At 68.7% G+C, this 12,085-nt stretch carries 9 protein-coding genes; 4 read left to right on the top strand and 5 right to left on the bottom strand.

Features of this window, described 5'->3' with window-relative positions; all coding sequences use genetic code 11:
- Positions 1–63: 63 nt before the first annotated feature.
- Positions 64–1,179, top strand: a complete 1,116-nt coding sequence (locus DEU34_RS02710; protein ID WP_147423993.1) for a glycoside hydrolase family 5 protein — start codon at positions 64–66, stop codon at positions 1,177–1,179.
- A gap of 8 nt (positions 1,180–1,187) precedes the next feature.
- On the opposite strand, the gene DEU34_RS02705 is transcribed toward DEU34_RS02710, so the two are convergent.
- Complete coding sequence (locus tag DEU34_RS02705; RefSeq protein ID WP_121148635.1) at positions 1,188–2,423, bottom strand: Ig-like domain-containing protein; 1,236 nt, start codon at positions 2,421–2,423, stop codon at positions 1,188–1,190.
- Positions 2,424–2,961: 538 nt separating this feature from the next.
- On the opposite strand from DEU34_RS02705, the gene DEU34_RS02700 reads away from it, so the two are divergent.
- Genes DEU34_RS02700 through DEU34_RS02690 form a run of 3 tightly spaced genes read left to right on the top strand, consistent with a single transcriptional unit; the run spans position 2,962 to position 7,187 of the window.
- Positions 2,962–3,765, top strand: a complete 804-nt coding sequence (locus DEU34_RS02700) for a glycosyltransferase (protein WP_147423992.1) — start codon at positions 2,962–2,964, stop codon at positions 3,763–3,765.
- A 2-nt stretch (positions 3,766–3,767) separates the two neighbouring features.
- Positions 3,768–6,005, top strand: coding sequence for a glycosyltransferase family 4 protein (locus DEU34_RS02695; protein ID WP_121148631.1), 2,238 nt, complete (start codon positions 3,768–3,770; stop codon positions 6,003–6,005).
- 6 nt (positions 6,006–6,011) lie between these two features.
- A complete protein-coding gene (locus tag DEU34_RS02690) occupies positions 6,012–7,187 on the top strand; it encodes a glycoside hydrolase family 5 protein (RefSeq protein WP_121148629.1) in 1,176 nt (391 codons plus the stop codon).
- A gap of 15 nt (positions 7,188–7,202) precedes the next feature.
- On the opposite strand, the gene DEU34_RS02685 is transcribed toward DEU34_RS02690, so the two are convergent.
- Genes DEU34_RS02685 through DEU34_RS02670 form a run of 4 tightly spaced genes read right to left on the bottom strand, consistent with a single transcriptional unit; the run spans position 7,203 to position 12,053 of the window.
- Positions 7,203–8,210 carry an acyltransferase family protein gene (locus DEU34_RS02685; RefSeq protein ID WP_121148627.1) on the bottom strand — a complete coding sequence of 336 codons (1,008 nt, stop codon included), beginning with the start codon at positions 8,208–8,210 and terminating at the stop codon, positions 7,203–7,205.
- Entirely contained in the window at positions 8,207–9,334 is a 1,128-nt protein-coding gene (locus DEU34_RS02680) for an acyltransferase family protein (RefSeq protein WP_183042322.1), read from the bottom strand. Before DEU34_RS02680 ends, DEU34_RS02685 begins: the two co-directional genes overlap by 4 nt.
- 23 nt (positions 9,335–9,357) lie before the next feature.
- Positions 9,358–10,593 carry a polysaccharide pyruvyl transferase family protein gene (locus DEU34_RS02675; protein WP_121148623.1) on the bottom strand — a complete coding sequence of 412 codons (1,236 nt, stop codon included), beginning with the start codon at positions 10,591–10,593 and terminating at the stop codon, positions 9,358–9,360.
- The gene (locus tag DEU34_RS02670; protein WP_220659915.1) at positions 10,590–12,053 is read right to left on the bottom strand and encodes a lipopolysaccharide biosynthesis protein; all 1,464 of its coding nucleotides are present in this window, start codon (positions 12,051–12,053) and stop codon (positions 10,590–10,592) included. Before DEU34_RS02670 ends, DEU34_RS02675 begins: the two co-directional genes overlap by 4 nt.
- Positions 12,054–12,085 lie beyond the last annotated feature (32 nt).

The following is a 12,085-nucleotide window of genomic DNA, read 5'->3' as shown; positions in this document are numbered from 1 at the left end:
TTCGCCGCTGTCGCTCTCGCCCTTGCCTTCTTCTTCGTCACACTGTCCGTCACTCTCCCCTCGATGACCTCAGGGGAGCCGTCGCCGACGGCTCCCGAGGCGGTCGATGACACCGCCCTGACGACCGGGGATGACGCCGAGTACCTCGCCGGGTACGAGTATCTCCGGGGTGTGAACGTCTACAGCTTGATCTTCACCGGCAAAGGCGTGCCGGTGACCGCTCTGGGTGAACCCCAGTCCAGCTACGACTTCCTCGCCGAGCGTGGCGTGAAGATCGTTCGTCTCGCCGTCCCGTGGCAGCGCCTGCAGGAGATACCCGACGGCGGCGACGCCATCGACGGCCTGAACGAGCCCGTCGACCTCGAGTATCTCGAGATGGTGGCCGAGCAGGTGTCGCGCGCGGGAGCGGCGGGAATCCGCACGGTGATCGATCTGCACAACGGCTGCACGTATCCCTGGGGTGCCGGCGCACCCATCGAGGGCAGCGTCCTTTGCGGGCAGGGGATCACCGAAGCCCACGTGACCCACATCTGGTCGACCATCGCCGAGCGCTTCCGCGACGATCCGAACATCGCGGCGTACAACATCTTCAACGAACCGCGCTTCCAGGTGGGCGTCGACGTCTACATGTACTACTCGCAGGTCGCCGTCGACGCGATCCGCTCCACCGGCGACACCCACTCGATCTGGGTGGAAGGCATGCTCAGCGACGAACGCGGCCGGCTCGCCTCGATCGCCCCGTGGGGCCCGTGGATCACCGACCCGCTCGGCCGCATCATCTACTCGGAGCACTTCTACGCGGACTCGCAGCTCGAGTACATCGCGGAGGAGGAGACGGGCACCATCCTCACGCGGCTGCGAACGTTCGGCGACTGGTGCACGCGGTGGGAGGTGCACTGCGCGGTCGGAGAGGTCGGATGGGCTGCGGGCGGGCCCGGCGAGCAGTTCTCGCGCGAATCGGCCGACGGGTGGGCAGCCCTCTTCGAGGAGTTCTACACGATCGCCGATCAGTACAAGCTCGACGTCACCTACTTCGCGGCGTCGGGAACCCACCGGTTCGGAATGCTCCTCGCCTACGTGCCGAGCGAACCCGGCATCCCCGCGCGCAGCGGCATCGACACCGCGCGCTCGCAAGCCGAGGTGATCGAACGGCACCTCTCGAAGAGGGCTGAGGAGTAGAACCCGCCTCAGTTGCGGATCGTCACCCGTACGCCCGCCGAGGTGGCGGTGTTGCCCGCAGCATCCGCCGCCTTGGCCGTGATCGTGAACGTGCCGTTGGCGCGTCCTGCGGTGTCGAAGGTCACCCGCCACTCCGAGGCGCTGTACTTCACGGCCGTGGCCAGGCGGAGGGAGCCCGCGAAGAGGCCCACGTCGACGACGCCGACGTTGTCGGTCGCCGACACGCGCGCCGTCACCACTCCGCTGAGCACCGCCCCCGCGGACGGGGAGATGATGCTCACGACGGGAGCGACGGTGTCGACAACGATCGGCTGGTCGGGCACGCCCCAGCTGTTCATCGTCGCGACGAAATCGGTGACCGACCACGACGGGGTGTTGTGTCCGCTGGTGTGCGTGCGCAACGATGCTTCGCCAGCTGTCGGCAGCGCGGTGGCCCGCAGAGCGAGCCCGTGCTCCGCGGGGGGCACGACATCGTCGCTGTCGTCGGGGGCCGACACCACGATCCGCATGCGCTTGCCGGTCCACGCCGACGAGCCGTGACGTGCCGGGTTCGCCGCATCGATGCTGGCGGGGTCGCCGAAGACCGCCTGCATGGCCTCGGTCTGCCGCCCGCCGGCTTCGTAGTGCGCCCGGAGGTCGTAGCTGCCGTTGACGACGTACATCCCGGCGACGTTCGTGATGAGCTGCCTGGCGTACGTCTCGGTGCCCAGCGCCCCTCCGCCCGACGTCGAGCGCAGCACGTTCGTGGCGATCGTGAACAGACCGCGCATGTAGTCGAAGCCGGCGATCTGGAGAGCGACAGCCGTCGGGTGGGAGTACAACGTGCCACCGGCCGTCTGGCAGATGGCGATCGAACCGCGGTCGACGACCGCGTGCGCCGCCGTCTTGAACCCGCCCTCGAGCGCGTTGTGGTCGCTCCCGGAGCCGTGGTAGAACCACACGACCGGCACCGGCACGCCGCTGCCCGGCTTGGCCGTCTGAGGGAGGAAGATCCTCGCCACGTCGCCGTTGATCCGCACGTTGATGTTGTCGAAGAGCGTTCCGGCGACAGTGCGCTGATTGGCCTTCCGGTAGTACTCACCGGGCAGCTTCGGGGCGGGCGACGCCGTGTCGGCAGCGTCGGCGGCCGTGAGCAAACCTCCGGCGAGCGCGATACCGCCGAGCCCGCCCGCCGCCAGCGTCAGAAACCCGCGCCGCGAGACGGAGTCGGTGCCGATGGAGGTGCCGGCGTGCGATGCAGCCATGAGAGTGGGCCCTGTCTTGGAGGCGAGTGGATCCGGAGTCGATCGCCGGGGCGAGGCCCCGCTGGCAGCCACCATACGGGCGGCGGAGGCGAACCCGCTCCGAAAGCGCGTTACATCTTCGTTAACGCTCGCACCGGGCGCGGACACGGCCGTGGGCACGGCTCGCCGGGCACCGAGAGTGCAGGGTCGATTGTTGCACGCCGGATACCTCCACGTGAAGACCTGATCACACAGTAGGTACGACTGGTTCCGAGGCGTATCTTGACCGCAGGGGGACGCGAGCGACGCGATCTGCTTCTGGCCTGTGTGGGGGCGAGGGGCTGGGTCGCCGTTGCATCCGTCGATTGACGACGCACAGTGGGGGAAGCACGTGGGGGAAGAGATCCCGGGTTCCGGGGGAAAAGTGTTGTTCGTGTGCTCGAGCGGGGGGCACCTGACCGAGCTCATTCGACTGAGCCGGAGGTTCGGCTCCGATCCGGAGAGTCTCTGGGTCACGTTCGACACCTTGCAGAGCCGGCATCTGCTCGAGGGTCAGCGAATGGCGGTGCTGCCGTACATCGGCCCGCGCGATCTGAAGGGAACGATCGCGTCGGCGCCCGCGCTGGAGCGCATCCTGCGTCGGGAGCAGTTCGATGCCGCCATCAGCACCGGTGCGGCGATCGCCACGGTCGCGCTGCCGATGGCCGCGTTCCACGGCATACCCAGCACGTACGTCGAGAGTGCGAGCAGGCTGCGCGGGCCCTCGCTGACGGGTCAGATACTGCGCCGGATACCGGGGGTGCATCTTCGCACCCAGAACTCGCAGTGGGCCGACGACCACTGGAGGTCGCATCCGAGCGTCCTGGAGGACTTCCGCGCAGAGACGACCGCCGAGACCCCGCGGATCCGTCGCGTGTTCGTCGCGCTCGGCACGATCGAGGGGTACCGCTTCGACTCCGTCATCGATGCGTTCCTCGCCACTGGTCTGGCGAACGATGACACCGTGTGGCAGCTCGGTTACACCTCACGGGACGACCTCCCGGGCACGGTGCACGACTTCCTCCAGCCCGAGGAGTTCGCGCGTCAGGCTCGCGAGGCCGACCTCGTGATCACGCACACCGGTGTGGGAACGATGGTGGAGATGCTGACCGCGGGGATCTTCGCCGTGTACGCGGTGCGACGGGCATCACGCAACGAACACGTCGACGACCACCAGGTCGAGCTCGCCGACATCGTGACCGAGATGGGTGTGGGCATCTCGGTCGAGGGGCCCGACCTGACCCGGGAGATCTGCGAGCAAGCCGCTCGACGCCGCGTGGTCGACACCGATCTCTCGCCGAGCCCGCTGTGGCACGTCGCGTGAGAATGAGCGAGTCCTCCGGGCCGCGCGCCGAGCGCCGAGAGATCTTCGCCATCGGACGCGGGCAATACGAGAACATCGGCGACGTGCTCCTTCGCCGTCCCCTCCTCGAGTGGGCGCGCGAAGCGGGCAACCTTCACGTCTACGTCGGCCACTCTCCGCCCGGCTACGACGAGGGCCTCGGGATCGAGCCCGCCGATACGGTCTATCGATCGTTCGCGAAGTGGTACGTCGCGCTCATCCGACAGGCCTGGGCGGGGAGGGCCGACTCCCTGTACAAACCGGGAGAGGTGCAGCTCACGCTGGTCGGCATGAAGGAACACATCGTCATGCTCCCCGCTGTGGCTCTCGTGCGCGTGCGAGGCGGCAGAGTCGCCCGCATCGGGGCCGGCGCCCGCAATTTCGCCCCGCTCCCGCGCGCCATCATGTGGCCGTCCAGCGCCCTGAGCACGTACACCCGGTGGCGCGACGACCACACCGCCTCGTATCTCGGCTTCGGGCCGGCGATGCCCGATCTCGGGTACTCCGACGGCCTCTCCGACGACGCCGTGCGCGCGATGATCGCCGAGCCCGGCGACGGTCGCGATCTCCTCGTCGTCTCACTCCGTGAGGACGAAGAGGTCGCCCCCCGCCCCTACCCCGACCGGGCCTGGATGGAGGGCATCCGCGAATCCGCCCGTCGACTCGGCCTCCGCATCGCCATTGCGACGCAGGTGTTGGTGGATGACGAACGGAGCCGCCGGCTCGCGAAAGACCTGGGCGCCGACGAGGTCGTGGGGTGGCCGTCGCTCGAGGGGCACGCGGCCCAGGAGGCGCGCCTTCGCCAGCTCTACCGACGGGCGCAGGTCGTCGCCAGCGACCGGTTGCACGTCATCATCGCCGGCTACACCGAGGGGGCTGTGCCCGTCGGCCTTCAGCTCGACGACTCGACGAAGATCTCTCGTCACTTCGACACGATCGGGGTGCACGGCATCGCCGTCAACACCATCGGGCTGGAAGCGGACGAGCTGGCGTCCCGCATCGAGTCGCTCGTCGAACGGCGCGCCGAGATCCTGGGAGCCCTGCCCGCCGCGCGAGAGCGGCTGCGGGGCGTTCGTGACGACCTGCACGCCCTCATCGGCCGATCGACCGAGGAGAGCAGACCCGCCGTCGCGGACGTCGTGCGGCGGCGCAGCGCCAGCGAGAGCCTCGCACGTCCGGTCGTCTTCCACGTCGGCCGAGCCGGTGACGTCCCCGGCGGCATGACGCAGGTCATCAACGCCTACCTCGCCTGGAGATTCGACCGGTCCGACGTCGCCGTGGTCGTGTCGCGCGGAAACCCGGGCGACCATCTCACCGCGCTCCGCCGGTTCATCGCCGCCCGCCGTCGCATCACCGCGATCGCCCGGTCGCGTCGTGCGGCCGTCGTCGTCGTCCATCTCTCCGAGCGCGGCTCGTTCCTGCGCGAAGGACGCCTCGCTATACACGCGGCTCGGCTGGGGCTCCCCGTCATCGCCCACCTGCACGGTAGTGAATTCGCGCAGTACGAAGCCGCCCATCCGAAAGCCGTCGCCGACGTCCTGAACGTCTGCGCCCAGGTCATCACGCTGTCCGACGAGGCGAGCCGGATCGCCGCGCGCACGGTCGGCGAAGGACGCGTGCGTCTCATCCCGAACGCGATACCCGACGGCGACGCGAACGACAAGCGCCGCACCATCGTGTTCGGGGGGGTCGTGTCGCATCGGAAGGGCATCGACGTCCTGCAGGATGCCTGGCGTCGCGTCGCTCCGGCGCATCCGGAATGGACGCTGCTCATCGCCGGCCCCGTCCGCGACGAAGAGCTCGTCGACCCGGCTCTGCCCCAGGCGACGTTCCTCGGCAGCGTGTCGCACGAGCGTCTGATGAGCATCCTCGATGACGCCTCGATCGCCGTCCTCCCCTCCCGCGACGAGGCGATGCCGATGTTCATCCTCGAGGCGATGGCACGTCGCGCGGGCGTCATCTCGACGGCGGTGGGGGGTATCCCCGCCGTTCTCGGGGACGGACACGGGGTGGTGGTGGCGCCCGGTGACGCCGATGCCCTCGCCGACGCGCTGTCCGAGCTGATCGGCGACGAGGGGCGCCGAACGACGATGGCCGAACGCGCCCACGCCCGGTTCGTCTCGGAGCACTCCGCACACGCGGTCTTCCCCGTGGTGGAGTCCGTCTGGCTCGCTCCCCTGGGCGCGTCGGTGGCTCCCGCCCCCGTCGGCGCCCCGGAATAGAGCGCGATGGCGCGGGGTCGGCGTCCGCCGAGCGGGCGAACACACTGGCTCGCCGGGGCCGGCACCGCCGTCGCCGTGCTGGCCATCGCCGTCGCGTTCGCCGTTCCCCGGCACAGCCCACCGCTCGCCGCTGTCGACCCCGACTACCTGCGGGGGTACGACTACCTCCGGGGAGTGAACGTCTACAGCCTGATCTTCGCGGGCGCGGGCGCATCCGTGGACGATGTGGGTGAGCCGCAGTCCAGTTACGACTTCCTCGCGAGCCGAGGTGTGTCGATCGTGCGCCTCGCCGTTCCCTGGCAGCGGCTGCAGGAGATCCCGGCGGGCGGGACCGCGCAGGACGGCCTCGCCCAGCCTGTCGACACCGCCTACCTCGATATGGTCGCCGAGCAGGTGCGCCGTGCGGGGGCAGCGGGCATCCGTACGCTCATCGACCTGCACAACGGGTGCACGTACCCCTGGGGTGCGGGCGAGTACGTCGAGGGAAGCATCTCGTGCGGCGACGGCATCACCGAGGAGCACGTCACCACCATCTGGTCGACGATCGCCGACCGATTCCGCGACGACGCCGACGTGCTCGCCTACGACATCTTTAACGAACCGCGCTGGTCGGTCGGCGTGGAGACCTACAAGCACTTCGCGCAGGTGGCCGTCGATGCGATCCGTTCGACCGGTGATGAGCACACGGTGTGGGTGGAGGGGATCCTGAGCGACACCCGCGGCAGGCTCGCTGCCATCGCGCCCGACGGACCGTGGATCACCGACGAGCTCGGTCTCGTCGTGTACTCCGAGCACTTCTACGCCGAGGAACGCGGCCCGTTCGATGCGGGGGCCGCGAACGGCGCGGTCATCCAGCGCCTGCGCGAGTTCGGCGACTGGTGCACCCGCTGGGGTGTGCGCTGCGCGGTCGGCGAGGTGGGGTGGCCCTCGGGTGGGCGCGGCGGGGTCCAATCCGCGGAATCGGCCGCCGGATGGAACGCCCTGTTCGAGGAGTTCTACACCGTCGCCGACGACTATCGCCTCGACGTGACCTATTTCGGGGCGTCGGGATCGAGCGACGCCGGCACGCTACTGGCGTACGTCGGAAGCGTTCCGGGCATACCCTCCGTCAGCGGCATCGATACGGCACTCTCGCAAGCCGAGGTGATCGAGAACCATCTGTCCCGCCCGTCGGAGCGGTGAGCTCGCGCCACCCCGTCAGGTCGCGTCGGCCTGACGGGCCAGGCGACGAGCGATCGGCTGGGGGAGGTTGTAGACACCACCCACGGGGCCGAGCAGGAAGAAGAGGCCGAGTGCGACGAGGATGGCCACCGCGGTCATCGCCACAGCGACGACCACCGCCGGAACGCTTCCCACGGGGACGAGAGGCACGAGCACGGCGAGAAGGATGGCGTGCGTCACGTAGATCGGCAGCGTGCGCGTGCCGACGGCCAAGAACGGGGCTGCGAGCCATCGCACCTTCGCGATCATCGCGGCGATGACGAGACATGCGGCAACGCAGACCATCGACAGCAGCACCCGCGCGATCCCCTCCGCAGCATCCGGCAACCGCGTGAAGAGGAAGAAACCCAGCGGGATCACCACGATCGCGGGGATCAGCAGCAGGGCCGTCGACCGGGCCGCGATCATCTTCCACACCTCGGGCAACCGGGCACCCAGGACGAAGAAGAACAGATACAGACCGATCGAGCGCCATACCCCGTTGCCGCCGGTCGGAACGAGATCGTACGCCGCGAGCACCGACACCGCCCCCGACAGCACGAGGGGGATCCACAGGGGCCACCGCGCTGTGAGTCGGCCGATCACGATGTACAGCACGAGGGCGATTAGGAACCACAGACCGTTCGTCGGCCAGACCGGCGAGATCGCCAGCGCCACCCAGGGGTGGGTGTCGCCGAGGGGCCAGGGCACGACGGTGAACCAGAGGGCTCGGATCAGCGACCACAGGAAATAGATGTAGATGAGAAGCGCGAGCCGCGAGCGCCAGATCCCGCCCCAGGTGCGACGGATGGCGTTCGCCGCGAACACTCCCGAGATGAGGAAGAACAACGGCATCCGGATCGCCGTCAGGAAGATGTTCAGGGTGTCCAGCCAGCCCAGATCCCACCCGCCGACCTCCATGAGCTGCAGCGTGTGCGCGAGGACGACCAGCATCATCGCGCCGCCACGGGCGACGTCCGCCCATCCCAGCCTGCTCGTCGTCATCTCGTGATCCCCTCGTCGCCGTCGGTCTTCGGGCGGGTCGAGCCGAGCGCCTCGTCGGCGGGTACGGCACGGGCGGTGCGCGGCCGGAACGGATAGACGAACAACCACGAGACGCGGGTCAGGTACCGGGTCAGCAGGATCGACAGGGCGACCACGACGGCCGTCAGGAGGAAGATGGCCGACAGCCCTCGGTCGGGAAGGGGCCTCTCGATCCCGGGGATCAGCGACACCAGCGCCACGAGCAGCGAGATGATGAAGATGTGCACCAGGTAGATGTTAAGCGTGCGCTGTCCGACATAACTGACCCACTTCAGCGGCGCGAGCCGTACGAGGTACGAAGCCAGCGCGAAGCCGGCCGCCACCACCAGGACCTGCGCGATGAGCTCATAGCCCGGCACGCGCAGAAGGCCCGGGACCACGAACGTGGCACCGATCGTGACCGCGAACGCGACGCATACCGCCACCGCCTTCCAGGGGCGCATCCGCTCGACCGCGCCGTATACGCGTTTGTGGGCGTACGCACCGACGACGAAGAAGAAGAGGTACTCGAGCATCCGGTTGAACCCGGAGTTGTCGGTATCGAGCACCCCGGAGGCGGAGAGGGTGCTGAGCACTCCCGAGATGATGAGCAGGACGGCCGGCGGCGCCTTCCGGAAGAGCCACACGACGAGGGTGAACAGGAACAGCGCGTAGATGAACCAGTAGGAGCTGATCGGCCACACGAGGATGAGCAGGAGCGCCAGCGGATCCTGGGCGGAGTCGCCCGCGCCGTCGGAGCGCACGTTCGGGGCGACGAGGTAGAACACGAACCGGATGATCGACCACAGAACATAGAGGTAGAGGTACTGACGCAACCGTCGGCGCCAGAGATCAGCGAACGACCAGCTCCCCACCCGGGTCTGGAACATGCCCGAGATGAGGAAGAACGCGGGCATCGGAAAGAGGTCGAGCACCAATCGGGCGCGGCCGATCCCCGCAGCATCCATCCCGATCGAGGTCAGGAAGAGCGCCACGTGATAGGCGACGATCAGGATGATCGCCGCTCCTTTCACGAAGTCGACCCAGTCGCGTTTCCCCACGTCATCGCGCAGCAGCACGCTGCTGCGCACTTTCGTTGTCCCCACTGTCCATTCCCCCCGTCGGCCGGCTACCCCGAGGCGCCGGCACCGATTCGTTCGATGTTCGCCCGCGCCGCCCCACGGGCACGGACCAGTCCGCGTTCGACACGCGCTCGACTGTCGTCGGAGTCGAGGATGCTGCGCACCACCGCGACCATCTCCTCCCCCATTCCACGTCGCGGCGCGACACACAGTTGCGGCCAATCGAAGAGCCTCATGAGGCCCTCGACCTTCCCCTGCGTCGCGACGGTGACCGCCGGCACTCCCCTCGAGAGCGACATCACCGCGAGATGCATCCGGCCCGTGATCGTCACGGTCGCCGCGTCGGCCAGCGTGCGGATGACCGACGGAGCGAGCATCTCTTCGATCAAGGTCACACCGGCGCCACCGACCGAGGCGGCGACACCGCGGCAGGCCGAGAGATCGTCGGCCGTTGCGCGTATGACGTGCGGCAGCAGAACCACGTGCAGCCCGCGTGAGCGCAGCTCCTCAATGAGCAGCGCATACTCGGGCACCTGATCGACCGTGCGGGCGATCAGACCGCTCGCGTTGACGAGCGCGTACGGGCGCGGCAACGACGCGGCCACGTCGGGGAGCGCTGAGGCCAGCCGGTCGTCGGTGAAGACGATGTCGGCCGTTTCGACCACCCCGACGATGCCCGCCTCCCGCACCCTTCTCGCAGATTCCGGGTCACGCAGCAGCAGTCGCGCCCCCGCCTGCCCGGCCGCGCGCAGGGCGTCCCACGCGGGGCGGGGTGCGGCGCCGTTCCAGCTGAACCCGATGACCGTCGTGTCGAATCCTCGGCGCGCGGCGGAGGCGGCGAGGGTCGCGCGCCGTATCGAGGGGCGCAGGGTGTAGACGCCGTCCATGATGTCGGCACCGATGATCGACACGGTCGCGGCGCCGGTCAGGACACGGCCGAGGGCGCGGACGTCGCGTTCGTGCGCGGACCCCTGCCCGTAGAAGAGGTTCGGCAGCGCCTGGATCGTCGCTTGGTCGGCGAGATCGACGGGCAGACGGAAGTCATTGTCGGTCCGGGTGATGATCGTGACGGGCTTGTCGGCCGCGGCGACGAACGCCTCGACCATCGCCTGGTCTCCGATGTTCCCGGCACCCGGAGGGGCGACGAGCACGTGATGCGACGCCCCCGGGCTCCCCACGGACGCCTCGACCAGAGCACCGAACCGGCGGCGCGTGTGTCCCACACGATCGACGAGCCCGCGGAGCTCCTTCTGCACACGCTTCGGAATCCTGCGGAGTTTCATACGTCGGCCTCCTGGGGCTCGGTCGACGGCGGGGCGGTGCGGGCAGACCTCTGCCGGCGAAAGAAACGGCGTGCGCCCGCCATGGCGACCACGTCGCGGCGGAAAGGGGGGAACACCAGGGCGACGAGGGCCAGTGCGGCGAGGAAAACGACCGCCCCGACGAGGATGCGCACGATCGACAGACTCTCCGGGATCGCCATCGTCGACGCGTACGAGGCCACGGCAGCCAGCGCGTAGACCACGATGGTCCGCAGCGCTCCGACGAACAGTCGCCCGGCCGGGGCGATCGATCCGCGCACGAGCCAGATGATGCCCATGGGCCACAGGAGGGCGTTCCCCAGGGCGTACGCCCAGGCGACGCCCTCGACCCCCCACACCGCTCCGCCGATGATCAGGCCGATCACGAGCGGCCGCGTGATGAGGGTGTACCAGAACTGCCGCTTGGTGCGGCCGAGGGAGAGCACGACCCAGTACGTGGCGAAGGATGCGGCCTGGAAGAGTCCGGCCACCGCCAGGATCTGGAACAGGGGCACCGACGGCGCCCACTGCGATCCCAACGAGATGGCGATGATCGGCGCTGCCTGCGCCACGCAGAGCGCCAGCACGAAGCTCACGATGTTCAGGAGCGTGATCTGCCCGAACGTGAGGAACTCCCGGTACCGCGCCGGCTCCTCGCGGAGCCTGGACAGCGTGGGAAGCGCGACTCGCGACGAGGGCGCATTGATCTGATTGAGGGGCAGCGTCATGAGCTGGAACGCCCGATTGTAGAAGCCGAGGGTCGACGCCCCGAAGACGCGTCCGATCACGAGGGCGTCGACGTTGCGACTCGCGTAGACGAGCACCTGCGAGGCGACGAGCGGCCCACCGAAGTCGAAGAAGCTGCGCATCTCCTCGCCCCGTCGAGGCAGCCCCGGCATCCACCGTGCCACGAGCGGCAGGACCAGCACCTGGAAGAGCACCTGGATGACCTGTTGGGCGACGAGCGCCCAATACCCGAAGCCCACGACCGCCATGATCACGGCGATACCGAGCCCGACGGCCTGCGCCGAGATCTCCACCGACGCGAGTGCACCGAAACGAAACCGGCGGTTCAGATCGGCCCGGAACTGGGTCGAGATGCCGTTGAGCAGGAACGTCGCCGACAGCGCCAACGTCACGGCGACCAGTCGATCGTCGTCGTAGAACGCCGCGATCGGCACCGCGAGCGCGGCGACGACCGCGGTCAGGAGCGCTCCGATACCGGTATTGATCCAGAACAGGTTCGATCGCTGCCCGACGGAGAGCGTCTTGGCCTGGATGGCCGCGCTCGACAGACCGAAGTCACGGAGGATCTCTCCGACTCCGATGATCGCGATCACCATCGTGGTGAGCCCGTAATCGGCCGGGGAGAGAAGTCTCGCCAGCAGCACGATGCCGCCCAGCTGCACGAGGATGCGCACCCCCTGCGCACCGAGTGTCACCGCGGCTCCCCGCGATGCGACCGCCCCTAGAC

It is taken from the genome of Microbacterium sp. AG1240 (genome assembly GCF_003635115.1).
Classification (GTDB): domain Bacteria; phylum Actinomycetota; class Actinomycetes; order Actinomycetales; family Microbacteriaceae; genus Microbacterium.
The sequence above is the reverse complement of the archived record's forward strand: the minus strand, read 5'-3'. Positions and strand labels throughout refer to the sequence as shown.